Origin of the sequence: Halorubrum trapanicum, from assembly GCF_017873555.1 — an archaeon.
GTDB lineage: Archaea > Halobacteriota > Halobacteria > Halobacteriales > Haloferacaceae > Halorubrum > Halorubrum trapanicum.
The window spans coordinates 250,071-274,182 of the sequence record NZ_JAGGKE010000003.1; the positions used below are offsets into that span (position 1 = coordinate 250,071).

Annotated in this window: 31 protein-coding genes and 1 tRNA gene; 28 read left to right on the plus strand and 4 right to left on the minus strand. The window is 69.5% G+C overall.

All coding sequences use genetic code 11. The annotated features are described in order from the left end of the window. The first annotated feature begins 68 nt into the window (after positions 1 to 68). Positions 69 to 1,853, plus strand: a complete 1,785-nt coding sequence (locus J2744_RS05450; protein WP_209545507.1) for a hybrid sensor histidine kinase/response regulator — start codon at positions 69 to 71, stop codon at positions 1,851 to 1,853. A gap of 98 nt (positions 1,854 to 1,951) precedes the next feature. Beyond that, complete coding sequence (locus tag J2744_RS05455) at positions 1,952 to 3,268, plus strand: MFS transporter (RefSeq protein ID WP_209545509.1); 1,317 nt, start codon at positions 1,952 to 1,954, stop codon at positions 3,266 to 3,268. An 89-nt stretch (positions 3,269 to 3,357) separates the two neighbouring features. Here the strand turns inward: J2744_RS05455 and J2744_RS05460 are convergent, their stop codons facing one another. Further along, the gene (locus J2744_RS05460) at positions 3,358 to 3,636 is read right to left on the minus strand and encodes a hypothetical protein (protein ID WP_209545511.1); all 279 of its coding nucleotides are present in this window, start codon (positions 3,634 to 3,636) and stop codon (positions 3,358 to 3,360) included. Positions 3,637 to 3,775: 139 nt separating this feature from the next. On the opposite strand from J2744_RS05460, the gene J2744_RS05465 reads away from it, so the two are divergent. Both J2744_RS05465 and J2744_RS05470 read left to right on the plus strand, forming a co-directional pair. Continuing rightward, positions 3,776 to 4,054 (plus strand): zinc ribbon domain-containing protein, encoded by a 279-nt coding sequence (locus J2744_RS05465; protein WP_209545513.1) that lies wholly within the window; start codon positions 3,776 to 3,778, stop codon positions 4,052 to 4,054. Between the two features lie 81 nt (positions 4,055 to 4,135). Continuing rightward, complete coding sequence (locus J2744_RS05470) at positions 4,136 to 4,816, plus strand: phosphate ABC transporter permease (protein WP_209545515.1); 681 nt, start codon at positions 4,136 to 4,138, stop codon at positions 4,814 to 4,816. A gap of 54 nt (positions 4,817 to 4,870) precedes the next feature. Here J2744_RS05470 and J2744_RS05475 read toward each other — a convergent pair whose 3' ends face one another. Continuing rightward, positions 4,871 to 5,728, minus strand: a complete 858-nt coding sequence (locus J2744_RS05475) for a 3-hydroxyacyl-CoA dehydrogenase family protein (RefSeq protein WP_209545517.1) — start codon at positions 5,726 to 5,728, stop codon at positions 4,871 to 4,873. Between the two features lie 213 nt (positions 5,729 to 5,941). Here J2744_RS05475 and J2744_RS05480 point away from each other — a divergent pair, with 213 nt between their 5' ends. From J2744_RS05480 to gfo6, 5 genes are all read left to right on the plus strand, one after another. Next, positions 5,942 to 6,745 carry a class I fructose-bisphosphate aldolase gene (locus J2744_RS05480; RefSeq protein WP_209545519.1) on the plus strand — a complete coding sequence of 268 codons (804 nt, stop codon included), beginning with the start codon at positions 5,942 to 5,944 and terminating at the stop codon, positions 6,743 to 6,745. After that, positions 6,745 to 7,689: a class 1 fructose-bisphosphatase gene (locus J2744_RS05485; RefSeq protein ID WP_209545520.1), complete on the plus strand. Its 945-nt coding sequence runs from the start codon at positions 6,745 to 6,747 to the stop codon at positions 7,687 to 7,689. Before J2744_RS05480 ends, J2744_RS05485 begins: the two co-directional genes overlap by 1 nt. Positions 7,690 to 7,882: 193 nt before the next feature. Then, positions 7,883 to 9,709 (plus strand): acyl-CoA carboxylase subunit beta, encoded by a 1,827-nt coding sequence (locus J2744_RS05490; RefSeq protein WP_209545521.1) that lies wholly within the window; start codon positions 7,883 to 7,885, stop codon positions 9,707 to 9,709. 1 nt (position 9,710) lies between these two features. Next, the gene (locus J2744_RS05495; RefSeq protein WP_209545522.1) at positions 9,711 to 10,265 is read left to right on the plus strand and encodes a redoxin domain-containing protein; all 555 of its coding nucleotides are present in this window, start codon (positions 9,711 to 9,713) and stop codon (positions 10,263 to 10,265) included. Between the two features lie 104 nt (positions 10,266 to 10,369). After that, positions 10,370 to 11,464 (plus strand): D-xylose 1-dehydrogenase Gfo6, encoded by a 1,095-nt coding sequence (gene gfo6, locus J2744_RS05500; RefSeq protein WP_209545523.1) that lies wholly within the window; start codon positions 10,370 to 10,372, stop codon positions 11,462 to 11,464. Positions 11,465 to 11,476: 12 nt separating this feature from the next. Here gfo6 and J2744_RS05505 read toward each other — a convergent pair whose 3' ends face one another. Together J2744_RS05505 and J2744_RS05510 are read right to left on the minus strand one after the other, a co-directional pair. Then, positions 11,477 to 12,319, minus strand: a complete 843-nt coding sequence (locus J2744_RS05505) for an aldo/keto reductase (protein WP_209545524.1) — start codon at positions 12,317 to 12,319, stop codon at positions 11,477 to 11,479. Positions 12,320 to 12,909: 590 nt separating this feature from the next. Further along, a tRNA-Gly gene (locus tag J2744_RS05510) sits at positions 12,910 to 12,980 on the minus strand. A 107-nt stretch (positions 12,981 to 13,087) separates the two neighbouring features. Here J2744_RS05510 and J2744_RS05515 point away from each other — a divergent pair. From J2744_RS05515 to J2744_RS05605, 19 genes are all read left to right on the plus strand, one after another. Next, the gene (locus J2744_RS05515; protein WP_209545525.1) at positions 13,088 to 14,359 is read left to right on the plus strand and encodes a PQQ-dependent sugar dehydrogenase; all 1,272 of its coding nucleotides are present in this window, start codon (positions 13,088 to 13,090) and stop codon (positions 14,357 to 14,359) included. 199 nt (positions 14,360 to 14,558) lie between these two features. Beyond that, positions 14,559 to 15,425 (plus strand): putative RNA uridine N3 methyltransferase, encoded by an 867-nt coding sequence (locus J2744_RS05520; RefSeq protein WP_209545531.1) that lies wholly within the window; start codon positions 14,559 to 14,561, stop codon positions 15,423 to 15,425. 4 nt (positions 15,426 to 15,429) lie between these two features. Then, positions 15,430 to 16,446 carry a 50S ribosomal protein L3 gene (locus tag J2744_RS05525; RefSeq protein ID WP_209545532.1) on the plus strand — a complete coding sequence of 339 codons (1,017 nt, stop codon included), beginning with the start codon at positions 15,430 to 15,432 and terminating at the stop codon, positions 16,444 to 16,446. 3 nt (positions 16,447 to 16,449) lie between these two features. Beyond that, the gene (gene rpl4p, locus J2744_RS05530; RefSeq protein WP_209545533.1) at positions 16,450 to 17,196 is read left to right on the plus strand and encodes a 50S ribosomal protein L4; all 747 of its coding nucleotides are present in this window, start codon (positions 16,450 to 16,452) and stop codon (positions 17,194 to 17,196) included. Beyond that, positions 17,193 to 17,447 carry a 50S ribosomal protein L23 gene (locus J2744_RS05535; protein ID WP_209545534.1) on the plus strand — a complete coding sequence of 85 codons (255 nt, stop codon included), beginning with the start codon at positions 17,193 to 17,195 and terminating at the stop codon, positions 17,445 to 17,447. Before rpl4p ends, J2744_RS05535 begins: the two co-directional genes overlap by 4 nt. A 1-nt stretch (position 17,448) precedes the next feature. Beyond that, positions 17,449 to 18,171 (plus strand): 50S ribosomal protein L2, encoded by a 723-nt coding sequence (locus tag J2744_RS05540; protein ID WP_209545535.1) that lies wholly within the window; start codon positions 17,449 to 17,451, stop codon positions 18,169 to 18,171. Next, entirely contained in the window at positions 18,168 to 18,593 is a 426-nt protein-coding gene (locus J2744_RS05545) for a 30S ribosomal protein S19 (protein WP_004599532.1), read from the plus strand. The genes J2744_RS05540 and J2744_RS05545 overlap by 4 nt, the downstream gene beginning before the upstream one ends. Positions 18,594 to 18,596: 3 nt before the next feature. Continuing rightward, on the plus strand, positions 18,597 to 19,061 hold the full coding sequence (locus J2744_RS05550) for a 50S ribosomal protein L22 (RefSeq protein WP_209545537.1): 465 nt from the start codon (positions 18,597 to 18,599) through the stop codon (positions 19,059 to 19,061). Further along, complete coding sequence (locus J2744_RS05555; RefSeq protein WP_209545539.1) at positions 19,061 to 20,002, plus strand: 30S ribosomal protein S3; 942 nt, start codon at positions 19,061 to 19,063, stop codon at positions 20,000 to 20,002. Before J2744_RS05550 ends, J2744_RS05555 begins: the two co-directional genes overlap by 1 nt. After that, positions 20,003 to 20,221, plus strand: coding sequence for a 50S ribosomal protein L29 (rpmC, locus tag J2744_RS05560; protein WP_209545541.1), 219 nt, complete (start codon positions 20,003 to 20,005; stop codon positions 20,219 to 20,221). A gap of 1 nt (position 20,222) precedes the next feature. After that, the gene (locus J2744_RS05565) at positions 20,223 to 20,681 is read left to right on the plus strand and encodes a ribonuclease P protein component 1 (RefSeq protein WP_209545543.1); all 459 of its coding nucleotides are present in this window, start codon (positions 20,223 to 20,225) and stop codon (positions 20,679 to 20,681) included. Next, on the plus strand, positions 20,672 to 21,013 hold the full coding sequence (locus tag J2744_RS05570; protein ID WP_137687253.1) for a 30S ribosomal protein S17: 342 nt from the start codon (positions 20,672 to 20,674) through the stop codon (positions 21,011 to 21,013). Before J2744_RS05565 ends, J2744_RS05570 begins: the two co-directional genes overlap by 10 nt. Continuing rightward, the gene (locus J2744_RS05575; RefSeq protein WP_004597429.1) at positions 21,013 to 21,411 is read left to right on the plus strand and encodes a 50S ribosomal protein L14; all 399 of its coding nucleotides are present in this window, start codon (positions 21,013 to 21,015) and stop codon (positions 21,409 to 21,411) included. The genes J2744_RS05570 and J2744_RS05575 overlap by 1 nt, the downstream gene beginning before the upstream one ends. Positions 21,412 to 21,413: 2 nt before the next feature. Then, positions 21,414 to 21,770 (plus strand): 50S ribosomal protein L24, encoded by a 357-nt coding sequence (rplX, locus tag J2744_RS05580; RefSeq protein ID WP_004597427.1) that lies wholly within the window; start codon positions 21,414 to 21,416, stop codon positions 21,768 to 21,770. Then, a complete protein-coding gene (locus tag J2744_RS05585; RefSeq protein ID WP_209545545.1) occupies positions 21,767 to 22,492 on the plus strand; it encodes a 30S ribosomal protein S4e in 726 nt (241 codons plus the stop codon). Before rplX ends, J2744_RS05585 begins: the two co-directional genes overlap by 4 nt. Then, positions 22,485 to 23,009, plus strand: coding sequence for a 50S ribosomal protein L5 (locus J2744_RS05590; protein ID WP_209545547.1), 525 nt, complete (start codon positions 22,485 to 22,487; stop codon positions 23,007 to 23,009). The genes J2744_RS05585 and J2744_RS05590 overlap by 8 nt, the downstream gene beginning before the upstream one ends. Then, positions 23,006 to 23,179, plus strand: coding sequence for a 30S ribosomal protein S14 (locus tag J2744_RS05595; RefSeq protein WP_004597423.1), 174 nt, complete (start codon positions 23,006 to 23,008; stop codon positions 23,177 to 23,179). The genes J2744_RS05590 and J2744_RS05595 overlap by 4 nt, the downstream gene beginning before the upstream one ends. A gap of 2 nt (positions 23,180 to 23,181) precedes the next feature. Then, positions 23,182 to 23,574 carry a 30S ribosomal protein S8 gene (locus J2744_RS05600; protein WP_004597419.1) on the plus strand — a complete coding sequence of 131 codons (393 nt, stop codon included), beginning with the start codon at positions 23,182 to 23,184 and terminating at the stop codon, positions 23,572 to 23,574. Positions 23,575 to 23,576: 2 nt separating this feature from the next. After that, the gene (locus tag J2744_RS05605; RefSeq protein WP_209545549.1) at positions 23,577 to 24,110 is read left to right on the plus strand and encodes a 50S ribosomal protein L6; all 534 of its coding nucleotides are present in this window, start codon (positions 23,577 to 23,579) and stop codon (positions 24,108 to 24,110) included. Positions 24,111 to 24,112 lie beyond the last annotated feature (2 nt).

Here is a 24,112-nt window from a genome sequence, read left to right on the forward strand (position 1 = left end):
CCAACGCTCGGGATTCCGCCGGCTTTAGCCGGAGGAGGATGTCAATCCGTGCGCCCGTCAGTCACCCCATGCCCGCAGCGATCGACGTGTTACACGTCGACGACGATCCGTCGGTCCTCGATCTCACGGAGGCGTACTTCGAGCGGGAGCTGGACTCGGTGACGGTGACGAGCGTGACCGACCCGGAGACCGCGCTGGATCGACTCGACGAGGGCGCCTTCGACTGCGTCGTCAGCGACTACGACATGCCCGCGACGGACGGGCTGGAGTTCTTCGACGCCCTCCGCGAGCGCCACCGGAAGCTCCCCTTCGTGCTGTACACCGGCAAGGGGTCCGAAGAGATCGCGAGCCAGGCGCTCAACGCCGGCGTCACCGGCTACTTCCAGAAGGGCGGTCCCGAGCAGCTCCGCCGGCTCGCGAACCGCGTCGACCAGGCCGTCGACGAGTACCGGACCAAGGAGATCGCCGAGCGCTACTCGACGGTCATCGAGGCGCTCGGCTACCCCGTCTACGTCGTCGACGAGACCGGCGCCTTCCGGTTCGTCAACGAGCCGTTCGCCGAACTCATCGGCTACGACCGCGAGGAGATCGTCGGCCGGACGCCCGCGTTCATCAAAGACGACACCGCCGTCGCGGAGGCCGAAGACCGACTCGGGACGATCCTCTCGGACGGGGAACCCGACGTCCAGCACTTCGCGGTCGACATCGTCCCGAGGGAGGGCGACCCGATCCCCTGTCGGGACCACATGGCCGCGCTGCCGTACGAGGGCGACACCTTCGACGGCAGCGTCGGCATCCTCCGCGACGTCTCCGACGAGTGCGAGCGGCGCGAGGAGCTGGAGACGAAGACCCGCGCGCTCGACGAGGCGCCGGTCGGGATCACCATCACGGACCCCGAACAGGACGACAACCCGATGGTGTACGTCAACGACCGGTTCGTCGAGATGACGGGGTACAACCGGGAGGAGTCGATCGGCGTCAACTGTCGGTTCCTTCAGGGACCCGACACCGAGGAGGCGTCGGTCCAGCAGCTCCGCGAGGCGATCGACGCCCGGGAGCCGACGAGCGTCGAGCTGTTGAACTACCGGAAGGACGGGACGGAGTTCTGGAACCGGGTGAGTGTCGCCCCGATCCGCGACGCGGACGCCACCGTCACGCAGTGGGTCGGCTTCCAGGAGGACATCACGGCGTTCAAAGAGCGGGAGACCGCCCTCGAACGGCAGAACGACCGGCTCGACTCCTTCGCCAGCATCGTCTCGCACGACCTGCGGAATCCCCTCAACGTCGCGCAGGGGCGCGTCCAGCTGGCGCGCGAGGCGTCGGACGACGCGGAGAACCTCGACGCCGCCCTCGACGCGCTCGACCGGATGGAGTCGATCGTCGAGCGCACGCTCGCGCTCGCCCGAGAGGGCGAGACGGTCGGCGACCCGGAGCGCGTCGACCTCGCCGAGATCGTCGACGACAGCTGGTCGACCGCCGACACCGCGAGCGCGACGCTCTCCGTCGAGACCGAGCACGAGGTGCTCGCCGACCCGGACCGGCTCCGGAACCTCTTCGAGAACCTGATGCGCAACGCGGTCGACCACGCGGGCGAGGACGTCTCGCTCCGCGTCGGCGACCTCCCGGACGGGTTCTTCGTCGAGGACGACGGCCCGGGGATCGACCCCGCGGTCGCCGACTCCCTCTTCGAACCCGGCGAGAGCGGGGCCGCCGGCAACACCGGATTCGGGCTCGCGATCGTCCAGGAAATCGCCACCGCGCACGGCTGGACCGTCGAGGCGACGGCCGGCGAGGAGGGCGGCGCGCGGTTCGAGGTCCGCGGCGTCGACAGGCACGCGACGGCGACCCGCTGAGCGCCCCGAATCCGCCGATAACCGGGGTTTTCGCCCGAAACCGGATCGACTCCCTTCGTTCATAAACGCCTTTATCTTTCGTTCCGAACGTCGAGTGAATGGGACTTCTCTCCGGCGTCACCGACACCGACCGGCGCGTGATCGTGTTGGCGCTCGCGCGGATGGTCGGCGCGGCCGGGAACTCCTTTCTCATCGTCGTCCTCCCGCTGTACATCACCAGCGACGTGGTCGACATCGAGGGGCTGCTCGGCGCCGAGGTCGGGGTGGGTGCGGCCGCGGTCACGCTCACCGAACCGCTGCTCATCGGGATCGTCCTCTCGCTTTTCGGCTTCCTCAACAGCCTCTCGCAGCCGTTCACGGGGAGACTGTCCGACCGCGTCGGCGCGCGGCGTCCCTTCGTGCTCGCCGGGATCCTCCTCCTCGGCACCGCGAGCGGCCTGTACACGGTCGCGACGAGCTACCCGGCGTTGGTCGCGCTGCGCGCGATCCAGGGGCTGGGCGCGGCGCTCATCATCCCCGCGACGGTCGCCCTCGTCAACGAATACGCCGCGAGCGACACCGACCGCGGCGGGAACTTCGGCGTGTACAACACGTTCAGGCTCATCGGGTTCGGGTTCGGGCCGGTCGTCGCGGGCGCCGTCGTCGAGGGCGGGCCGTACGACCTCTCGGCCGTCGGACTCCCGGTCCTCGACGGGTTCGACGCCGCCTTCGTCGCGGCCTGCGCGGGGGCGTACCTCAGCTTCGCCCTCGTCTTCCTGCTCGTTCACGACGCCGACGACACGGCCGAGGCGGGCGACGACGTCTCGATCCGGGTCCGCGGCGAGGACCGCCTGCTCGACCCGGTGTTCACGCTGGGACTCGCCACCGTCGCGATGGGCGCGTGTATCGCGCTGTTCGCGACGCTCCAGAACCAGGTGAACGTCCGGCTCGACCAGCCGCCCGTGTGGTTCGGCGCGCAGTTCGCGGCCGTGACGATCGCCAACGTGATCTTCCAGGTCCCGGTGGGCCGCGCCAGCGACCGGATCGGCCGCCGCCCCTTCCTGCTCGCCGGGTTCGTCCTCCTCATCCCGACGACGTTCCTTCAGGGGGTCGTGACGGAGCCGGCGCTGATGATGCTCGTCCGGCTCGGACAGGGGGTCGCGGTCGCGTGCGTGTTCGCGCCGTCGCTCGCGCTCGCCGGCGACCTCGCCCGCGAGGGCGAGTCGGGGACCACGCTCTCCGTGCTCACGATGGGGTTCGGCTTCGGCGTCGCCCTCGGCCCGCTGGCGTCCGGCTGGCTCTACGGCTTCGGCTTCGTCGTCCCCTTCGCCGTCGGGGCCGCGGCCGCCGCGCTCGCCCTCGTCGCCGTGTTCACGCAGGTCGAGGAGACGCTGGACGTCGACGACGAGCCGGCCGCCGCGGCGGGCGCGGACTGAGAGAGGAGCGGCCACCCCTGCCCGGCGCACTTTTATTTCGGTTCCCCCCGTCGACGTCCTCAGCCGACGACAGCACGGAACGCCTTCGATCAGGACTCCCGCTCTCGTTTCTGTTTCCGCTTACACCAGTCGAACAGCTCCTGTCGCAGGTCGTCGTCCGTTTCGCCGAATACGCTTCCGAGGCGATATCCGAGGTTGTCCCACGTGAGAGTCTCCGGCGGTGGCCCCTCGGAGTACTTCGACGACGCCGCGTCGTCGCTGAGGTCTTTCACAGCCGCAGTCCAGCCTCGTTTAAATGCCCCCTGTCGGTCGCTTCCCGGATCGCTCTGTCGAACGTCCCCAAGGGGAATCGTCGGATCGTCTCCCATACCGTCCTCCGTGCGGTCCAATCGAAAAAAAGCCCGGCGGCGGTCGGCCGATAACTGTCCTCTCTGTGTTCCCGGGTTGTTTCCCAGCAGCCGCCACGCGGTCAACAGAGCCATACCGGTCGCGGTCGAAGCGCCCCGCGTGCCGAGCGACCGCCTCCGCTGCGTCGACTGTCGTGAGCCGATCCCCGCCGACGCGCGGATCTGCCCGCACTGCCGGACCATCCAGCCCTCGCCGCTGCTCGACGTGGGCGTCGTCGTCGCCGGCGTGTTCGCGCTGCTGTTCGGCGTCGTCCTCGCGGTGATGACCGTCGGGACGACCCGCCTCCTCGGGTTCCTCCTGCTCGTCGTCGGCTTCGGACTGGCCGTCGGCGGCTACACGCGATATATCGACCGACAGGCCGCGAGTCGAGCGCGGTGAGACCGCTCGCCTCCCCGCGATCGCCTTTCGCGTCGTCTCGCCTGCGACAATTTAAGTGCGAGCGCCCGCCACGATACGGACATGCTCACCCCACTCACCGGCGGCTTGGTCCTCGCGGGGCTGGCGCTCGCGTTCGTCGGCGCGGCGGTCTCCGTCTACGCGGTGACGCTGACGGGGCTGCTCGTCGGCGCCGGCGCCGGCTACCTCTTCGCGCCGAACGTCGTCGGTCTCGTCGCGGTCGACGGGGCCGTCCTCACCGCCGGCGCGGTCGCGCTCGGCGGCCTCCTCGGCGGGTTCCTCGCGTACGCCGGCCTCTCGTTCGCCGTGCTGGGAATCGGCGGCGTCGTCGGCGGGTTCGCCGGGCGGTTCGCCGTCGGCCCCTTCTACGCGGCGGACGCGGCGGGGATCGAGGGGACGGCGCTGCTCGTCGGCGCGACGCTCGCGGGGGTCGCGGTCGGTGCCCTGTTCGGGTTCGTCCTCACGCGGACGACGCTCGTGATCGCGTCCGCGCTCATCGGCGCGGCGTTCGCCTCGCGGTCGCTCACGCCGGCGAACTTCGAGGCGGCCGCCGCGGAGACGACCGTCGAACCCCTCCTCTTCGACCTCTCGGCGCCCGCCTTCCTCGCGGTGTTCGTCCTCGGGGCGCTCTCGCAGCTGGGGCTGTTCCGGTTCGGCTACGTGACGAAGCTGGTCGGACTCCTGCCGGGCGCGCGCCGGTGGACGGCCGACGACGACCGCGACGGCGATGCGGAGGCGGCCTGACCCCGCGGCCTCGCCGCCCGCTCGTCGCCGCCTTCCCGGGGCGCCGGCAGGCGGTCAGTCGTACTCGTAGAAGCCGCGACCGGTCTTCTTGCCGAGGTCGCCGGCCTCGACCTTGCGCTTGAGCAGGTAGGCGGGCTTGTAGCGGTCGCCCAGCTCCTCGTGGAGCGTCTCGCTGGCGTCGAGCGCCACGTCGAGCCCGATGTGGTCGGCCAGTTCGAGCGGTCCCATCGGGACGTTCGTGCCGAGTTTCATCCCGCGGTCGATGTCGGCCTTGTCCGCGACCCCCTCGTCGTACGCGCGGATCCCCTCGTTTATCCACGGCATCAGAATGCGGTTGGTGACGAAGCCGGGCTTGTCGTCGGCCTCCCACGTCTCCTTGCCGAGGTCCGCGGCGAACGCGTGCGCGAAGTCGACGACCGCGGGATCGGTGCGCTCGCCGACCACGACCTCGACGCCGTCCATGATCGGGACGGGGTTCATGAAGTGGAGACCGACCACGTCGCTCGCGCGGTCGGTCGCGCTCGCGACGCTCGTGATAGACAGCGTGGAGGTGTTCGTCGCGAGGACGACGTCGTCGTCGGTGACGCGGTCCAGGTCGGCGAACACCTCGCGTTTCACGTCGAGGTCCTCGACCACGGCCTCGATCACCACGTCGGCGGCCGCGAGGTCGTCGAGCTCGGTCGTCCCCGCGATTCGGTCGCGGATCGCGCCCGGCTCCTCGTCGAGCGCGTCCTTCCCGGCCAGCCGGTCGAGGCTGTCCTCGACGCTGTCGAGGCCGCGCTCGACGTACTCGGTCTCGACGTCGCGCATCACCACGTCGTAGCCCGCCGTCGCCGCGACCTGCGCGATCCCGTTGCCCATCGTCCCGGCGCCGACGACGCCGACGACACCGATCTCGGAGAGTGCTCGCATGCGAACCGCTGCCGCGCCGCGGGTGGTAAGTATTGCGAAACCCGCGCTCGACGCCGACCGCCGGCTGAGAAATTAACAATCTGAGTAGTAACGAGTGGTCGAAGCTGATCTCAAGATATTCGCCACGAACGACTTTCTCCGGTGTGTTTCGTTTCTTTACGACTACCCCGTTCACCGTAGTCCTTTTTACGGATGTAACTGAACTACGAACTGATGCTTCCTCACGCCGCCGACGACATCTCGCGCGACGGCAAGTCGCTCATCCTCGCGTACGACCACGGGCTCGAACACGGGCCGGTCGACTTCGAGCCGAACCCGGCCACCGCCGACCCCGAGCGGCTGTTCGAGCTCGCCACCCACGACGCGGTCACCGCGCTGGCGGTCCAGAAGGGAGTCGCCGAGGCGTACTACCCCGACTACGAAGACGACGTGAACCTGCTGTTGAAGCTGAACGGCACCTCGAACCTCTGGATGGGCGAGCCGGACAGCCCCGTCAACTGCTCGGCCGAGTACGCCGCGGGACTCGGCGCCGACGCGGTCGGGTTCACCCTCTACGGCGGGTCGAACCACGAGGTGGAGATGGCCGAGGAGTTCCGGAAGGCACAGGAGACGGCCCGGGAACACGGGATGGGCGTCGTCATGTGGTCGTACCCGCGCGGTCAGGGGGTCAAAAACGACACCAGCCCCGACACCATCTCCTACGCGGCCCGGCTCGGGCTGGAACTCGGTGCGGACCTCGTGAAGGTGAAGTACCCCGGCTCCGCCGAGGCGATGGGCGAGGCCGTCCGCATGGCCGGACCGACCGACGTGGTGATGTCCGGGGGAACGATGCGCGACGACGTCGCCTTCCTCCGGACCGTCTCCGACGCCATCGACGCGGGCGCCCGCGGGCTCGCGGTCGGCCGCAACGTCTTCCAGCGCGACCACCCCGAGCGCATCCTCGACGCGCTGGAGGCGGTCGTCTTCGAGGAGGCGGACCCCGAGGCGGCGCTCGCGACCGCGGAGCGCGCCGACTGATGGCCGACCCCGACTCCGCCCCGGACGCCCGCGCCGTCCCGGACGGCGGCACCGCCGAGGGCGATCCGACCGTCGCGGCCGTCTTCGACGCGGTCGCGGCGACGGCCCCCGAGATCCGCGCCGCGCTCCCCGGCCGCCGCGTCGAGAGCGGGACGGAGAACGCCTCCGGCGAGTCGGTGCTGGCGGGGGACCTCTACGCCGACGAGCTGCTCGGCGAGGCGATCACCGCGATCGACGGCGTCGGCTCCTTCGTCAGCGAGGAGCGCGAGGCGGCGGTCGACGCGGGCGGCGAAGTCGGGAGCGGGGCGGACGACGCCTACGCCGTCGCGATCGACCCCCTCGACGGCTCCTCGAACCTCCGGTCGAACAACGCGATGGGGACGGTCGTCGGGGTGTACGACGCCCCGCTGCCCGCGAGCGGCCGCGACCTCGTCGCCGCCGGTTACGTCCTCTACGGCCCGATCACGACGATGGTCGTCGCCGACGAGGCGGGCGTCCGCGAGGAGGTGATCGAGCGCGACGGCGACGGGGTCGAGCGATCGGTCGTCGAGACCGAACTGACGCTGCCGGACACGCCGACCGTCTACGGCTTCGGCGGCCGCGTCCCGGACTGGCCCGCCGACTTCCGCGCGTACGCCCGGGCGGTCGAAGACGAGCTGAAGCTCCGCTACGGCGGCGCGATGGTCGGCGACGTGAACCAGGTGCTCACCTACGGCGGGGTGTTCGCGTACCCCGCGCTCCGGAGCGCGCCGGCGGGGAAGCTCCGGCTCCAGTTCGAGGCGAACCCGATCGCCTACGTCGTCGAGCGCGCGGGCGGGGCCTCCTCCGACGGCGCCGGGTCGCTCCTCGACGTCGAACCCGAGGCGCTCCACCAGCGCACGCCGCTGTACGTCGGCAACGAGGCGCTGATCGAGCGGCTGGAAGCGGCTCTCGACGCGGACTGAGGGAGAACGGCGTCGCGAATCAGGGCGGGCAGTGCCACGGATCAGGGCGGGCAGCGCCACGGATCAGGGCGGGCAGCGCCACGGATCAGGGCGGGCAGCGCCACGGATCGAGTGTGGATTCGCCTGCCGCCCGACGCGAGCGCGTCGATCCCGCATGGAAAACTGTTTAGGATCCACCGCAAATCTTGCGTCCATGAAAGTCCACGTCGGCGCGGCGGCGACCCCCGAGGAGGCCGAGGCGATCGCGAAATCGCTCGCGGAACACCTCGGCGTCGACGTCGACGTCCACATCGAGGGCGAGGAGCCGGCGGCCGCGAGCGCCGAGCCGCCCGAGCCGAGCTACCCGCTCGACGACGACCTCGGTCCCACGGAGCGCGAGCGCGACCTTCAGGCCGAGATCGACGACATCCGACAGGGCGGGCCGGAGAAGTACCGCGACCGGCTCGAAGCGCAGGAGAAGCTGTTCGTCCGGGACCGCCTCGACCTCTGGTTCGGCGGCGAGGGCGGGACCCGCGGCGCCGGCGACGCGAGCGCGGCCGACGGCGACCCCGCGGGCGTGAAGTTCGAGGACGGGAAGTTCGCCGCGTTCGACGACTGGCACCCGAACGCGCCCGGACGCGGCGGCGACGCGGACGAAGACGGGGACAACGACGAGGGCGACGGCGACCGCCTCCCGGGCGACGGCCTGCTGACGGGCGCCGCCGAGTTCGAGGGGCGCGACGTCCACTTCATGGCCAACGACTTCACGGTGAAGGCGGGGTCGATGGCGTCGAAGGGCGTCGAGAAGTTCCTCCGGATGCAAGGGCGCGCCCTGAAGACGGGGAACCCGGTCCTCTACCTGATGGACTCCTCGGGGGGGCGGATCGACCAGCAGACCGGCTTCTTCGCCAACCGCGAGGGGATCGGGAAGTACTACTACAACCACTCGATGCTCTCCGGCGCGGTGCCGCAGATCTGCGTGCTCTACGGGCCGTGTATCGCCGGCGCCGCCTACACCCCCGTCTTCGCCGACTTCACTGTGATGGTCGAGGGGATGTCGGCGATGGCGATCGCCTCGCCGCGGATGGTGAAGATGGTCACCGGCGAGGAGATCGAGATGGACGAGCTGGGCGGCCCGCGAGTCCACGCGGAGGAGTCCGGCTCCGCCGACCTCGTCGCGCGCGACGAGGAGCACGCCCGCGAACTGGTCGCGGACCTGATCGGCTACCTCCCGGATCAGGCGGGCGAGAAGCCGCCGAGACGCGAGACGGTGCCGCCGAAGTTCTCGCCCGAGGGGATCGACGAGCTGATCCCGGAGTCGCCGAACCGCGCGTACGACGCCCGCGACCTCCTCGACCGGGTCGCCGACGCGGAGTCCGTCTTCGAGCTGAAGGAGGGGTACGGCGAGGAGATCGTCACGGCGTTCTGCCGGATCGACGGCCGTCCCGTCGGCGTCGTCGCCAACGACCCTGCGGTCCGCTCGGGCGCCATCTTCCCGGACGCGGCGGAGAAGGCCGCGGAGTTCATCTGGACCTGCGACGCCTACGAGATCCCCCTGCTGTACCTCTGTGACACGCCCGGCTTCATGGCCGGGTCGGGGGTCGAGAAGGACGCGATCTTAGAGAAGGGGAAGAAGATGATCTACGCCACCTCCTCGGCGACGGTCCCGAAACAGACCGTCGTCGTCCGGAAGGCGTACGGCGCGGGGATCTACGCGATGGGCGGGCCGGCCTACGACCCCGAGAGCGTGATCGGGCTCCCGTCCGGCGAGATCGGTATCATGGGACCGGAGGCCGCGATCAACGCCGTCTACGCGCGGAAGCTCGCCGAGATCGACGACCCCGAGGAGCGCGCGGCCGAGGAGGAGCGGCTCCGCGAGGAGTACCGCGAGGGGATCGACGTCCACCGGATGGCCAGCGAGGTCGTCATCGACGAGATCGTTCCCCCCTCCGACCTCCGCGCCGAACTGGCCGCGCGGTTCGACTTCTACGAGGACGTTCGGAAGGACCTCCCGGACAAAAAGCACGGGACGGTGCTGTGACGTGATCGACACCGACGCCACGGCTCCAGACTTCGTCGCGCCCGCGGTCGCCCCGGAGGCCGACGGCGACGGAACCGGCACCCGAGCCGCGACCGAACTGGCCCTGTTCCGGCTCGTCGAGGCGCACGACGCCGTCGTCTGCTGTACCGCGCCCGCGACGTTCGTGCCCACGTGTACGGCCGCGTTCGTCGCGGTCCGCGACGCGGGCTGGCACGCCCGCGACGACCTCGCCGTCGTCGCCCTGACGGGCGACTCGCTGTACGCGGGGTTCGCGTACGCCGACCGGTTCGACCTCCCCTTCCCGATCGTCACCGACTTCCGCGGCGGCGTCGCCGACTCCTACGACCTGCTCGCGGACTCGTGGGAGGGTCACTCGGATATCCCACGGCGCGCGACGCTCGTGATCGACGGCGACTGGACGGTCCGGTTCGCGGCGGCGACGGATGACCCCCTCGACCGCGCCGACCCCGCCCCGGTCCAGCGCGCGACCGAGACGCTGCGCGACCTCGGCGTCGACGCCGAGCGCCCGCGGGTGGCGTACGACGGGGAGTGGTGAGGGTGCGACGGAGTGGTGGGGGCGCCGCGGTCGACGACCCGTCCCGCGGCGCCCGCCGCAGGCGTCGCCGTGGTTATTTGACGCCCCCGCGCCGAGGGAGCGACATGGAAGCCGCCTTCGCGGAGTACCTCGACGAGTTCACGCGCCGGGACTGGGAGACGCTCGACCCGGACGCGGTCACCGATCCCGTCCGGATCGCGGTCGTCGGCCTCGGCTGGTTCGCCCGCGAGTGGGCGCTGCCCGGCATCGAGCGCTCGGCGTACACCGAGGCGACCGTCGTCACCGACGTCGACGCCGACGCGGTCGACGCGGTCGCGGCCGAACGCGACGTGACGGGCGTGACGCCAGAGGCGTTCCGCTCCGGCGCCGTCGCCGACAAGTACGACGCGGTCTATATCGCCACGCCGAATGCGACCCACCTGGAGTACGTCGAGGCCGCCGCGGACCAGGGGAAGGCCGTCCTCTGCGAGAAACCGCTGGAGGTCACGCCGGAGCGCGCCCGCCGGCTCGTGGCGGCGTGCCGCGACGCGGACGTCCCGCTGATGGTCGGCTACCGGATGCAGACCGACCCCGCCGTCCGGCGGCTCCGCGACCTCCTCGACGCGGGCGTCGCCGGCGATATCGTCCACGTCCACGCGACGATGTCGCAGACGATGCTCGGCGAGCTCGGGAGCGACACGGACCAGTGGCGGCTCGACCCCCAGCTCTCCGGCGGCTGCGCGGTGATGGATCTCGGCGTCTACCCGCTCAACACGACCCGGTTCGTGCTCGGCGCGGACCCGGTGCGCGTGTCGGGTCGGACCCGCTCGGAGCACGAGGCGTTCGCCGACATCGACGAGCACGCCTCGTTCCGGCTCGCGTTCCCGGGCGACGTCGACGCCTTCTGTACGGTGAGCCAGAACGCCCAGCACGCGAGCCGGCTGGAGGTCACCGGCACCGAGGCCCGACTAATCTTAGACCCGGCCTTCTACGAGCGCGAGGACCGGGGCTTCGCCGTCGTCCGCGACGGGACGCGGGTCGACGTGGACTTCGAGCAGGTCCACCAGATCGAAGCGGAGTTCGCGTACTTCGGCCACCACCTGCTCGCGGGCGAGCCGTTCCACGCGGACGGCGAGCACGCCCTGACGGACATGGAAGCGCTCGCCGGCGTCTACGAGTCGGCCGAGACGGGGGACCCGGTAGATCTCGGCGGCGACTGATTCCGCTTCGGATTACTGCTCGATCCCGTACACGTCGCTCGTCCAGTCGCGGGCGGGCGTGTCGTACACCGGCGCGTCGCGGTCGCGCTCGTCGAGGCGGCGCCGGTCGTCGTCGTCGAGCTCCCAGTCCGTCTCGGCGTTGGCCCGGACGTGCTCCGGGGTCGACGACCGCGGCAGCGGGACGACCCCGCGGTCGAGCGCCCACCGGACCACGACCTGCGCGGGGTGCTTGTCGTACGTCTCGGCCAGCTCGGCGACGACCTCGTCGCCGAACACGTCCGTCCGCGCGAGCGGCGCCGCGGCCTCGATCACGGTGTCGGACTCGCGGCAGTAGTCGACCAGATCCGGCCGCTGGAACCACGGGTGGAACTCGATCTGGTTGACCGCGATCGGGGCGTCCGAGACGTGATGCGCGCAGCTCAGCTGGTACGCGCTGAAGTTCGAGACGCCGACGTCGCGGACGAGCCCGCGCTCGCGCAGCGCCGCCATCGCCCGGAGCGTCTCGCGCAGCGAGATGGCCGGATTGGGCCAGTGGATGAGGTACAGATCGAGGTAGTCGGTGCCGAGGCGGTCGAGCGACGCCTCGCACGACTCGATCACCGACTCGTAGTTGAGGTTCTTCGCGAGCACCTTCGAGGTGAGGAAGACGTCGTCGCGGTCGACGTCGCTCGCCGCGAGCGCCTCGCCGACGGCTTCCTCGTTGTGGTACCCCTCCGCGGTGTCGATGTGCGTGTACCCAGCGTCGAGCGCCGCGCGCACGCTGTCGGCTGTCTCGCCGTCGTTGAGGTCGTACGTGCCCAGTCCGAGCGCCGGCAGCTCGGCGCCGCTCGGGAGCGTCTTCGTTGGTACGGTCACACGACGGTGTTCGGCGGATCGCCGATTGAAAGTACCGGTCGGGGAACCCGCCACCGTCGCGGTTCTCGATGCCCGCGTAGCGGTATGTAAACCGCAGGCGCCGTTTCCCGATCGCTTATAAATGACAAGGGGGTGGCGCGTGCCTGCGAGCGGCCGCCCTTGGCGGCCGCGAGGCAGCACGCGCGAGGGAGTCGGTGGTCCGGAGCGAAGCGGAGGACCACCGACGAGGCTGGGGAGGCGTGAGGTGCTGTGCGGAGCGGGGCGGGACTCAAAGGGGCAGCCGCGAGGCGGGCGCAGACGACGCAAGCACCGCAGGGAGCGAGCGGAGCGAGCGACCGAGGAGCACAGCGAGTGTGCGCCCGCCTCGCGGCTGGGGCTTTGGAGGGGTTCGCCGCCGATCCGAGTCAATTATTTATAAACGAGCGGCCGGGATTTGGCGTGTCCTCCGCCGAGCCGTTGTCCGCTTATAAACGACTGATTACGTACAAATCCCTCTCGGAGATTTTCCTCGCTTCGTTCGCAAAATGTACCGGCCGAGACTCCCGTGAGCGGAGCGAACGGGAGTCAGGCCGGGGCACGACTGAAAGGAGTGCACCGGCCGAGATTTGAACTCGGGTTGCAACCATGGCAAGGTTGCGTGATACCACTACACTACCGGTGCGTGCTTCGCATTCGATCGTAGCCCGGGTCGGAGATATAAGGGTTCCGAACGACGGTCGGCGGAAGGGTCATCGGTGCCGCGTCCCCACACGCATCCGTACTCGAACGATGACCGACCTCCCCGACCGCATCGACAGACGCACCGCCCTCCGCGCGGCCGGCGGTCTCGCCGGAGCGACCGCTCTCCCGACGCTCTCGGGCTGTCTCGGAGGCGGGAGCGACGGCGACTCCGACGGCTCCGGTGGAACGGACGGCGACGACGCCCCGCCGGACGCCGGCGCCGACGTGGACTACGCGGTCGAGACCGTCGCGGAGGGGTTCGAGAACCCGTGGGGACTCGCCTTCCTCCCGGACGACGGCCGCCTGCTGGTCACCGAGCGTCCCGGACGGCTCTCGCTCGTCGACCCCGCGGACGGGACCGTCGAGGCGGTCGCGAGCGCGCCCGAAGTGTTCGCCGAGGGGCAGGGCGGCCTGCTCGACGTCGCGGTCCACCCCGACTACCCGGACGACCCGCGCGTCTACCTCACCTACGCGGCGGCGAACGACGCGGGCGAGGCGGCGACGCACGTCGGGAGCGGGCGACTCGCGCTCGACGGGGGGGACGCGCCCGCGCTCGACGGCTTCGAGCCGATCCGCGTCGCCGAGCCGTTCCGCGACTCCGCGAACCACTTCGGATCGCGGGCGACGTTCGGTCCCGAGGGGGCGCTGTTCGTCACGGTCGGCGACCGGCGCGACACCGACTTCGGACCCGACCACGTCTCGCAGGACCGCTCGAACGAGCTGGGCGCGACGCTGCGGCTGACGCCCGACGGCGACGCGCACCCGGACAACCCCTTCGTCGATGACCCGGACGCGGCCGACGCGCTCTACAGCTACGGCCACCGGAATCCGCAGGCGATGGCGGTGCGCTCCGAGACAGGCCGGATCTGGCAGTGCGAGCACGGTGAGGAGGACGGCGACGAGATTAACGTGATCGAGCGCGGCGGCAACTACGGATGGCCGATCGCGAGCGAGGCGTGCCGCTACGGGACCGACGAGCCGCTCGCGCCGGGCCACGACGAGCGCGACGACGCCATCGCGCCGGTCCACTACTGGCCCTGCGGCTCCGGCGGCTTCCCGCCGAGCGGCGCGGTCTTCTACGAGGGCGAGGCGTTCCCCGAGTGGCAGGGGGACCTCCTCGCGGGTACGCTCGCGGCGCAGTATCTTGGCCGGTTCACCGTCGACGGCGACGGCCGCGACGCGGCCGTGACCGAGCGCGACCCGCTGCTCGACGACCGCGGCTGGCGGGTGCGCGCGGTCGCCGTGGAGCCGGCCACCGGACACGTCTACGTCGCGGTCGACGACGCCGACGCGCCGGTGGCTCGGATCGTCCCGGCCTGACTCGTCCGAGCCTGTGACCGTCCCGGCCTGATCCGGATCGGGTCGCACCCGGGCCGGGCCTCCCGCCCGTGTGATCGACTCCCTCGATATTCGGCGCCGAATCCCCCGCCAAACCCCGTGTGAACGCGGCACAGCCCGAAATCGGGACCGCTATCCTTTTACGGTGCCGTCCGAAATCGAGGTGTACAGTCTCGCCACGATGCGTACCGAAGACGGGCTCACGATCTGTGTTCCGTCTTCGGTCGTCCGGGAGGCCGAGGACGACCGCGAGGCGACTCGCAAACTCGGCTACGTCGCCCGTGCGGCGGCGGTGTTCCGGGCGGATCGGCTCGTCGTCTTCCCCGACGCGGAAGGCGACGGTCGACGGGGCGGGGAGTACGTCCGAACCGTACTGGGGTACGCCGCGACGCCGCCGGAGCTCCGGAAGGACCTCTGGGGGCAGCGCGACGAACTCCGGTACGTCGGCGTACTCCCCCCGCTCCGCGTGCCGTGGCGGACCGGCTCGACCCCAAGCGGGGGAGAGTCGAAAACACAGGGACTCGTGACCGAGGTCGGACCTGAAGGCCGCGTCCGGGTCAATTCCCCGCTGCGGGAACACCCGATCTCCCTGCTCGTTCCCTCCGGAATGGAGGTCGAGCAGGGGGAGCGCGTCACCATCAGGGTCTCTTCGAGAGAACCGGTCCGCGCCCGCATCGCCGGGAAGCCCGAGGAGGGGTTCCAGGTCGTGGCCGCGGACCTGTCGGAAGCGCTCGCCGGCGACGGACTGTCCGTCGCGACGTCGCGACACGGAGAAGCACTCTCCGTCTCGCGGCTCGGCGACCTCGTCTCGGACGCCCGCGAGGCCGGCGGTTACACCGTCGCCTTCGGCGCGCCCGAGCGGGGGCTTCCGGAGATGCTCGGGCTTTCGCCCGACCGCATTCGGGCGGCCGTCGCCGACGGCCGCTCGGTCGAACCCGATCCGGGGTTCGACCTCTGGCTGAACACGATCCCGGCACAGGCGAGCGAGGTCGTCCGGACGGAGGAGGCTCTGTTCGCGACCCTCGGCTCGCTCACACTCACGGAGTAAACACATGCCACAACCAAGCCGACCACGAAAAGGCTCGCTGGGCTACGGCCCGCGCACCCGCGCTGACAGCGAGGTGCCGCGCATCCGTTCGTGGCCAGAAGACGATGGGGCCCCTGCGCTGCAGGGATTCGCCGGCTACAAAGCCGGGATGACCCACGTCATGATGGTCAACGACGAGGCGAACTCGCCGCGTGAAGGGATGGAAGAGGCCGTCCCCGTCACCGTCGTCGAGACGCCGCAGATGTACGCCGTCGCCCTGCGCGCCTACGAAGAGACGCCGTACGGACAGAAGCCGGTCGCGGAGGTCTGGAGCGGCGAGTTCCACGAGGAGCTCGACCGCGCGCTCGACCTGCCGGCGGAAGACACATTCGAGGAGGACGCCGACGAGCTTCGCGCGCTGCTCGACGACGACGTCGTCGACGACGTGCGCGTCATCACGCACACGGCCCCCTCGGACCTCTCGAACGTCCCCAAGAAGAAGCCCGACGTCATGGAAACGCGCGTCGGCGGCGGCTCCCTCGAGGAGCGCGCCGACTTCGCGCTGGACCTCGTCGCGGACGGCGGCGCCCACGAGTTCGGCGACGTCTTCCGCGCGGGCCAGTACACCGACGTCTCCGGCATCACGAAGGGGAAAGGGACCCAGGGTCCCGTCAAGCGCTGGGGCGTTCAAAAGCGGAAGGGCAAACACGCCCGCCAGGGATGGCGGCGCCGGATCGGTAACCTCGGTCCGTGGAACCCCTCCCGCGTGCGCTCCACCGTGCCCCAGCAGGGGCAGACCGGCTACCACCAGCGCACCGAGCTCAACAAGCGCCTCATCGACTTCGGCGAGGGCGACGACGCCTCCGTCGACGGCGGCTTCGTCAACTACGGCGAGGTCGACGGCGAGTACGCGCTCATCAAGGGCTCGCTGCCCGGACCGGACCAGCGCCTGCTGCGACTCCGCCCGGCCATCCGGCCGAACGACCAGCCGCGCCTCGACCCCGAGGTCCGGTACGTTTCCACCGAATCCAACCAGGGATAACCAATGAACGCAACAGTACACGACCTGGACGGCGACGAGGCGGGCAGCGTCGAGCTGCCGGCCGTCTTCGACACCGCGTTCCGACCGGACCTCATCGGTCGCGCGGTCGGCGCCGCTCAGGCCAACCGAAAGCAGGCCTACGGGGCAGACGAGTTCGCCGGGCTGCGGACGCCCGCCGAGTCGTTCGGCTCCGGCCGCGGGCTCGCGCACGTGCCGCGTTCCGAGAACGTCGCCCGTCGCGTCCCGCACGCCGTGTCGGGCCGCGCCGCGCACCCGCCGAAGGCCGAGAAGGACCAGACGAAGAAACTGAACGACAAGGAGCGACAGCTCGCCATCCGGTCGGCCATCGCGGCCACGACCGACGCCGAGCTGGTCGCCGAGCGCGGTCACGCGTTCGACGAGGATCTCGACCTCCCGCTCGTCGTGAGCGACGAGTTCGAGGACCTCGAGAAGACGCAGGAGGCCCTGGGCGTGCTCGAAGCCGTCGGCGTCGACGCCGACATCGAGCGCGCCGAGGAGGGCCGCTCCGTCCGCGCCGGACAGGGGAAGGCCCGCGGCCGCAAGTACCGCCAGCCGAAGTCCGTCCTCGTCGTCACCAGCGAGGAGCCGTCCCGCGCCGCCCGCAACCTCGCGGGCGTCGACGTCGCGACCGCGGGCGAGGTCAACGCGGAAGACCTCGCGCCGGGCGCGCACCCGGGCCGACTCACGCTGTGGACCGAAAGCGCCGTCTCGGAGGTGGCCGACCGATGAACTCGCTCATCGAGCATCCGATCGTCACCGAGCAGGCGATGAACGAGATGGACTTCAACAACAAGCTGCTGTTCCTCGTCGACGTCGACGCGACCAAACCGGAGATCAAGTCCGAGGTCGCCGAGCGCTACGACGTGGGCGTCGTCGGCGTGAACACGCAGGTGACACCGCAGGGCGAGAAGAAGGCAATCGTCACCCTGTCTGAAGACGACGACGCGACCGAAATCGCCTCGCGCATCGGGGTGTTCTGAGATGGGACGACGAATTCAAGGACAACGGCGCGGACGCGGCGGCCCGACGTTCCGGGCCCCCTCCCACCGTTACAAGGCGGAACTGTCGCACAAGAAGCTCGAAGACGTGGACACGATCACCGGTGAGATCGTCGGGATCGAACACGACCCCGCCCGCTCGGCCCCGCTCGCGGAGGTCGAGTTCGAGGACGACGACCGTCGGCTCGTGCTCGCGCCGGAAGGCGTGCGCGTGGGCGAGACGATTCAGGTCGGCGTCTCGGCGGAGATCAAGCCCGGGAACACGCTCCCGCTGGCCGAGATCCCCGAGGGCGTCCCGGTCTGTAACGTCGAGAGCAACCGCGGGGACGGCGGGAAGTTCGCGCGCGCCTCCGGCGTGTCGGCGACGCTTCTCACCCACGACCGCGACGTCGCGGTCGTTCAGCTCCCCAGCGGCGAAGTGAAGCGCCTCGACCCGCAGTGCCGCGCCACGATCGGCGTGGTCGCGGGCGGCGGCCGGACGGAGAAACCCTTCGTCAAAGCCGGCAACAAACACCACAAGATGAAAGCGCGCGGGACCAAATACCCGCGCGTGCGCGGCGTCGCGATGAACGCCGTCGACCACCCCTTCGGCGGCGGTGGTCGCCAACATCCCGGCCAACCGAAGTCCGTCTCGCGGGACGCCCCGCCGGGACGCAAGGTCGGTGACATCGCATCCAAGCGCACCGGACGAGGTAGCAACAAATGAGTTCAGACTACCGAACCGGCCGCGAGGGCAAGGAGTTCGCCTACCGCGGTCACTCGCTCGACGAGCTGCAGGAGATGGACGTAGACGAGGTCGCGGAACTGCTCCCCGCACGCCAGCGGCGAAGCATCGTTCGCGGACTCGGCACCGAACAGCAGAAGCTGCTGGAGACGGTCCGGAGCCGCGACAAGGAGACGACGGCGGACGACCCGATCCGGACGCACCTGCGCGACATGCCGGTCCTGCCGGAGTTCGTCGGCGTCACCTTCGCCGTGTACAATGGCCACAGCTTCGAGCGCGTTCAGGTCGAGCCCGAGATGATCGGGCACTACCTCGGTGAGTTCCACCTCACGCGAAGCACCGTCGAACACGGTCAGGCCGGCATCGGCGCGACCCGGTCCTCGAAGTTCGTGCCCCTCAAGTAACCCATGGGAATCAACTACAGCGTCGAGGCCGACCCGGAGACCACCGCCAAGGGGATGCTCCGCGACCGGCCCATCAGCGTGAAGGACAGCAAGGAGATCTCCCGAGAGATCAAAGGCGAGACGGTCGCCGACGCGGAGGCGTTCCTCCAGGAGGTCATCGACGAGGAGACCTCGGTGCCGATGCGCCAGCACAACGCCGGCGCGGGTCACCGCTCCGACATCGACGGCTGGGACGCGGGACGGTACCCCGAGAAGGCCGCCAAGGACTTCCTCAAGCTCTTGGAGAACGTCAAGAACAACGCCGACGAACAGGGGTTCGACGGCGAGGAGATGATTATCAAACACGTCGCTCCCCACAAGGTCGGCGAGCGACCCGGCCGGAACCCCCGCGCCGCGGGCGCGACGGAGTGGAACACCACTCTCGCGGACGTCGAACTGATCATCGAGGAGCCGGAGGCTGACAACTAATGGCTGACGAACACCAATTCATCGAGGACGGCCTGCGCCGTTCCCAGATCAACGAGTTCTTCGCGGACGAGCTCGGCCGCGCCGGCTACGGCGGGATGGACGTCGCCCAGACGCCGATGGGCACGCAGATCGTCCTGAAGGCCGAAAAGCCCGGCATGGTGATCGGGAAGGGCGGGAAGAACATCCGCAAGATCACCACCGAGCTGGAGGACCGCTTCGACATGGACGACCCGCAGATCGACGTTCAGGAGGTCGACGAGCCGGACCTGAACGCCCAGATCGTCGCGGACCGTCTCGCGAACGCCCTCGAGCGCGGCTGGTACTTCCGGAAGGCCGGTCACACGACGATCGACCGGATCATGGACGCGGGCGCGCTGGGCGCCGAGATCGTCCTGTCCGGGAAGGTCACCGGCGCGCGCTCGCGCGTCGAGAAGTTCAACCGCGGCTACATCAAGCACAACGGCGAACCCGCAGAGGAGGTCGTCGACCACGGCCAGGGCGTCGCCGTCATGAAGCTCGGGACGATCGGCGTCAACGTGAAGATCATCCCGCCGGGGGCGACGCTCCCGGACGACTTCGAGGTCCGCGAGGACGCCGACGTGCCGGAGGTCGAGCAGGCGGCGGCCGCGGGCGACGACGAGGGCGTCGAGGCCCTCCTCGAAGAGGAGCCGGAGGAGGTCCCCGATGTGGGCGACGACGAGGACGTCGACGTCCCCGACGAGGACCCGTCCGAGGTCATCGACGAGGAGGTCGTCGAGGAAGTCGTCGAGGAGACGCAGGAGACGGCGGCCGAGGCGACCGACGTCGCGGCGGAGGAGCCGGTCGGCGACGACGTCGAGGCCGACGAGCTGGACGAGCTCGACGAAGAGATCGAGTCCGAGGCGGCCGACCTCGTCGCGGAGATGGAGGCGGCCGACGAGGAAGACGAGGAGGACGAATAAATGGCGATTCTCTACACCGCCGAGATCCGCGACATGACCGCGGCGGAGCGGCAGGTCGAACTCGAGGAGCTCGAGACCGAGCTGCTCAACTCGAAGGCGCAGCGGGCGGCCGGCGGCATGCCGGAGAGCCCGGGCCGCGTCAACGAACTGAAGAAGACGATCGCGCGGATCAAGACGATCCAGGCGGAAGAAGGCGACTTCGACGAGGACGAACAGTAAGATGATCTCCCCCGACAACCTCGCCAGGCACGAACTCGTCGGCCTCCCGGTTCGGGTGGTCGACGCCGACAGCGACGCCCACGTTGGCGTCGCCGGTCGCGTGCTCGACGAGACGTTCGGCACCCTCGTGGTCCGGACGGGGTCGGGGGACAAGCGCGTGCCCAAGTCGGGCGCGACGTTCGAGTTCGGCGTCGTCGAGACGCCGACCGCTCGCACAGATGAAGCCGCCGGCGACGGGCAGTCGCCGGGGTCCGCGTCCCAACTCGGGTCGGATACTACGGGGGTCCGCCCCCGTCAGTCTGGCCCGTCCGGATCCGTAAGCGCCGTCGACGGTGACGGCGCGGGTCCGGCGAGCCGACGAGGCGAGTGCAAAGACGCGGTCTACGCGACGGTGGATGGCGATCGGTTGCGATATCGACCCGCCGAACGCACCGAACGAGGTGCCACACAATGGCGATAGGAATCGACGTACCCACGCCTCCGGAGCCAGACAACCCGGAGGATTACGACTACGAGAAGTGCCCGTTCTACGGGCAGCTCTCCGTCCGCGGCCAGACCCGCGAGGGAACGGTCGTGTCGACGGATATGGAAAAGACCGTCATCGTCGAGCGAGAGTACGACGTGTTCGTACCGAAATACGACCGGTACATGAAGCGTCGCTCGCGCATCCCGGCCCACGTGCCGGGCGTGCTCGACTCGCTCGAAGTCGGTGACGAAGTGACAATCGCGGAGACGCGACCGCTCTCGAAGACGAAGTCCCACGTCGTCGTCGAGATCCTGGGTGATCAGTGATGGAGGCGCTCAAGGCCGACGTCACGCAGGGGCTCTCGAAGGGCTCGCTGATCACGTGCGCCGACAACACCGGCGCCCGTGAGCTGAAGGTCATCTCCGTGTCGGGCTACTCCGGCACGAAGAACCGCCACCCGAAGGCGGGGATCGGCGACAAGGTGACCGTCTCGGTCACCAAAGGGACCCCGGAGATGCGGCGGCAGGTGCTGGAGGCGGTCGTCGTCCGCCAGCGCAAGCCGATCCGCCGTCCGGACGGCACGCGCGTGAAGTTCGAGGACAACGCGGCCGTCATCATCGACGACCTCGAGGAGCCGCGGGGCACGGAGATCAAAGGCCCCGTCGCCCGCGAGGTCGCCGAACGGTTCGGGAGCATCGCCTCGACCGCGACGATGATCGTCTAACTATGACGAAACAGCCACGCAAACAACGAAAACGGTCGGAGACCGCGCCGCTCCACGAGCGGCAGAATCAGGTCCGGGCCACCCTCACCGAGGATCTCCGCGAGGAGTACGGGCAGCGGAATGTCCGCGTCAACGCCGGCGACACCGTCGAGGTGCTTCGCGGCGACGCGGCCGGCACGGAGGCGGAGGTCGTCTCCGTCGACCTGTCCGCCGAGCGGATCACGGTCGAGGACGTCACCGTCGAGAAGGCGGACGGGGAGGAGGTTCCCCGCCCCATCCCGGCGAGCAACGTCCGGGTGACCGAACTGGACCTCGAAGACGAGCGCCGCGAGGCGCGGCTCCAGGAGGATAACGAATGACGCGACACCAGAAGCGACTGTCAGTACCGAACTCCTGGCCGGTCGAGCGCAAGACGGACACGTTCACCGTGAAGGCGGGCGCGGGCCCGCACGGCGAGGCGGGCGTTCCGCTCGTCGTCCTGCTGCGGGACGTGCTCGGTTACGTCGACTCGACGAAGGAGGCGCGCTACGCGCTGAACCACGACTCGATCCTCGTCAACGGGGACGCCATCTCGGACGAGCAGCGTCCGATCGGGATGTTCGACATCCTGGCGTTCCCCGAGCGCGGGGAGTTCTTCCGCGTCTTCCCCGACGAGGGCGGTCGGCTCGCGCTGACTTCCGTCGACGAGGAGGCCGCGGGCAGCCGGCTCGGGAAGATCACGAACAAGACCGTCGTCCCCGGCGGAGCCGTCCAGCTGACGCTCCACGACGGGACGAACGTCCGCGTCGACGACGACGCGGACTACGAGACGAACGACTCGATCGTCGTCGACAACGAGACGAAGGAGATCGTCGCCCACTTCGAGTACGAGGAGGGTGCCCTGGTCACCGCCGTCGCCGGCCAGCACGCCGGCCAGATCGGCGATATCGACGATATCGACGTGACGCTCGGCTCCGGAGACAACACCGTGACCGTCGCCAGCGAGGACGGCGGCTACGAGACGGTCGAGGAGTACGTCGTCGTCATCGACGAGAACTTCACCGGCGACGACGCCGACGAGGCGGGTGATTCGGATGAGTGAAGCCGAGAGCGCCGACCACGAGATGCGCGAGCCGTACCTCGAGAAGGTCGTCGTCCACATGGGCGTCGGGCAGGGCGGTGAACCCCTCGCCGACGCCGAGGAGATCATCGAGGAGATCACGGGCCAGCAGTCGGTCCGGACCACCTCGAAGCGCACCATCGCCGAGTTCGGGATCCGCAAGGGCGACCCGATCGGCGTCAAGGTGACGCTGCGGGGCGAGGACGCGCACGCGTTTCTCGCTACCGCGCTGGAACTGGTCGAGGTCGGCCGGAGCCAGTTCGACGACACGGGCAACCTCAGCTTCGGGGTCGAGGACCACACCGACTTCCCGAGCCAGGAGTACGATCCCAACACCGGGATCTACGGTCTCGACGTGACGACCACCATCGTCCGTCCCGGCTACCGCGTCTCGAAACGCGACAAGGCGACGGGGACGATCCCCGCTCGCCACCGGATGACAGCCGAGGACGCGGCCGCGTTCCTCGAAACGAACTTCGACGTCGAGGTAACCGAATGAGCGAAGCGAACAACGACACGGGCGAGCACGCCGCGAAGCGCACCGACTCCCGGCACACGTGCCGGCGGTGCGACCGCGAGCAGGGACTCGTCGGCAAGTACGACATCAACCTCTGCCGGCAGTGCTTCCGCGAGGTCGCCCGAGACATGGGATTCGAGAAGTACAGCTGATCATGACGGGAAACGATCCATTCACCAACGCGCTCGCCGGCATGGACAACGCCGAGAGCGTTGGCCACCTGTCGTACACGGTAGAGCCCGCTTCGAACATCATCGGCTCCGTCCTCGAGGTCCTCTACGACCGCGGGTACGTCGACGGCTTCGAGTACGTCGACGACGGGAAGGCCGGGAAGTTCGAGGTCGAACTGAAAGGCGCGATCAACGAGTGTGGCGCCGTCAAGCCCCGCTACTCGGCGGGCGCGGACGAGTTCGAGAAGTGGGAGAAGCGATACCTCCCCGCCCGTGACTACGGGACGCTCATCGTCACGACGAGCCACGGCGTCATGAGCCACTACGAGGCCCGCGAAGCGGGCATCGGCGGCCAAGTGATCGCATACGTCTACTAACAATGAACAGAGTCGAAATCGAGATTCCGGACGACGTCTCCGCCGAGACCGACCACCTCGAACTCACCGTCGAGGGACCCAACGGGAGCGTCACGCGACGCCTCTGGTACCCCGACGTCGACGTTGCGGTCGAGGACGGCGCGGTGGTCATCACCGCCGAAAACGAGGACGCGAAGACCAACGCCACGGTCGGCACCTTCGAGAGCCACGTCGCCAACATGATCCACGGCGTCACCGAGGGCTGGGAGTACGCGATGGAAGTGTACTACGCCCACTTCCCGATGCAGGTGACCGTGGAGGGCGACGAGGTCGTCATCGAGAACTTCCTCGGGGAGAGCGCCGCGCGGCGCACCCCGATCCGCGGAGATACTGAGGTACAGGTCGACGGCGAGACGGTCACGCTGACGGGCTCCGACAAGGAGGCCGTCGGGCAGACCGCCGCCGACATCGAACAGCTGACGAAGGTGACCGACAAGGACACGCGCGTCTTCCAAGACGGCGTGTACATCGTCGAGAAACCCACCGGAGGTGCCTAACC

Coding starts and splice junctions, on each gene's coding strand:
- J2744_RS05450 (WP_209545507.1), top strand. CDS start 69: ATGCCCGCAGCGATCGACGTGTTACACGTCGACGACGATCCGTCGGTC.
- J2744_RS05455 (WP_209545509.1), top strand. CDS start 1,952: ATGGGACTTCTCTCCGGCGTCACCGACACCGACCGGCGCGTGATCGTG.
- J2744_RS05460 (WP_209545511.1), bottom strand. CDS start 3,636: ATGGGAGACGATCCGACGATTCCCCTTGGGGACGTTCGACAGAGCGAT.
- J2744_RS05470 (WP_209545515.1), top strand. CDS start 4,136: ATGCTCACCCCACTCACCGGCGGCTTGGTCCTCGCGGGGCTGGCGCTC.
- J2744_RS05475 (WP_209545517.1), bottom strand. CDS start 5,728: ATGCGAGCACTCTCCGAGATCGGTGTCGTCGGCGTCGTCGGCGCCGGG.
- J2744_RS05480 (WP_209545519.1), top strand. CDS start 5,942: ATGCTTCCTCACGCCGCCGACGACATCTCGCGCGACGGCAAGTCGCTC.
- J2744_RS05485 (WP_209545520.1), top strand. CDS start 6,745: ATGGCCGACCCCGACTCCGCCCCGGACGCCCGCGCCGTCCCGGACGGC.
- J2744_RS05490 (WP_209545521.1), top strand. CDS start 7,883: ATGAAAGTCCACGTCGGCGCGGCGGCGACCCCCGAGGAGGCCGAGGCG.
- gfo6 (WP_209545523.1), top strand. CDS start 10,370: ATGGAAGCCGCCTTCGCGGAGTACCTCGACGAGTTCACGCGCCGGGAC.
- J2744_RS05515 (WP_209545525.1), top strand. CDS start 13,088: ATGACCGACCTCCCCGACCGCATCGACAGACGCACCGCCCTCCGCGCG.
- J2744_RS05520 (WP_209545531.1), top strand. CDS start 14,559: ATGCGTACCGAAGACGGGCTCACGATCTGTGTTCCGTCTTCGGTCGTC.
- J2744_RS05525 (WP_209545532.1), top strand. CDS start 15,430: ATGCCACAACCAAGCCGACCACGAAAAGGCTCGCTGGGCTACGGCCCG.
- rpl4p (WP_209545533.1), top strand. CDS start 16,450: ATGAACGCAACAGTACACGACCTGGACGGCGACGAGGCGGGCAGCGTC.
- J2744_RS05535 (WP_209545534.1), top strand. CDS start 17,193: ATGAACTCGCTCATCGAGCATCCGATCGTCACCGAGCAGGCGATGAAC.
- J2744_RS05540 (WP_209545535.1), top strand. CDS start 17,449: ATGGGACGACGAATTCAAGGACAACGGCGCGGACGCGGCGGCCCGACG.
- J2744_RS05545 (WP_004599532.1), top strand. CDS start 18,168: ATGAGTTCAGACTACCGAACCGGCCGCGAGGGCAAGGAGTTCGCCTAC.
- J2744_RS05550 (WP_209545537.1), top strand. CDS start 18,597: ATGGGAATCAACTACAGCGTCGAGGCCGACCCGGAGACCACCGCCAAG.
- J2744_RS05555 (WP_209545539.1), top strand. CDS start 19,061: ATGGCTGACGAACACCAATTCATCGAGGACGGCCTGCGCCGTTCCCAG.
- rpmC (WP_209545541.1), top strand. CDS start 20,003: ATGGCGATTCTCTACACCGCCGAGATCCGCGACATGACCGCGGCGGAG.
- J2744_RS05565 (WP_209545543.1), top strand. CDS start 20,223: ATGATCTCCCCCGACAACCTCGCCAGGCACGAACTCGTCGGCCTCCCG.
- J2744_RS05570 (WP_137687253.1), top strand. CDS start 20,672: ATGGCGATAGGAATCGACGTACCCACGCCTCCGGAGCCAGACAACCCG.
- J2744_RS05575 (WP_004597429.1), top strand. CDS start 21,013: ATGGAGGCGCTCAAGGCCGACGTCACGCAGGGGCTCTCGAAGGGCTCG.
- rplX (WP_004597427.1), top strand. CDS start 21,414: ATGACGAAACAGCCACGCAAACAACGAAAACGGTCGGAGACCGCGCCG.
- J2744_RS05585 (WP_209545545.1), top strand. CDS start 21,767: ATGACGCGACACCAGAAGCGACTGTCAGTACCGAACTCCTGGCCGGTC.
- J2744_RS05590 (WP_209545547.1), top strand. CDS start 22,485: ATGAGTGAAGCCGAGAGCGCCGACCACGAGATGCGCGAGCCGTACCTC.
- J2744_RS05595 (WP_004597423.1), top strand. CDS start 23,006: ATGAGCGAAGCGAACAACGACACGGGCGAGCACGCCGCGAAGCGCACC.
- J2744_RS05600 (WP_004597419.1), top strand. CDS start 23,182: ATGACGGGAAACGATCCATTCACCAACGCGCTCGCCGGCATGGACAAC.
- J2744_RS05605 (WP_209545549.1), top strand. CDS start 23,577: ATGAACAGAGTCGAAATCGAGATTCCGGACGACGTCTCCGCCGAGACC.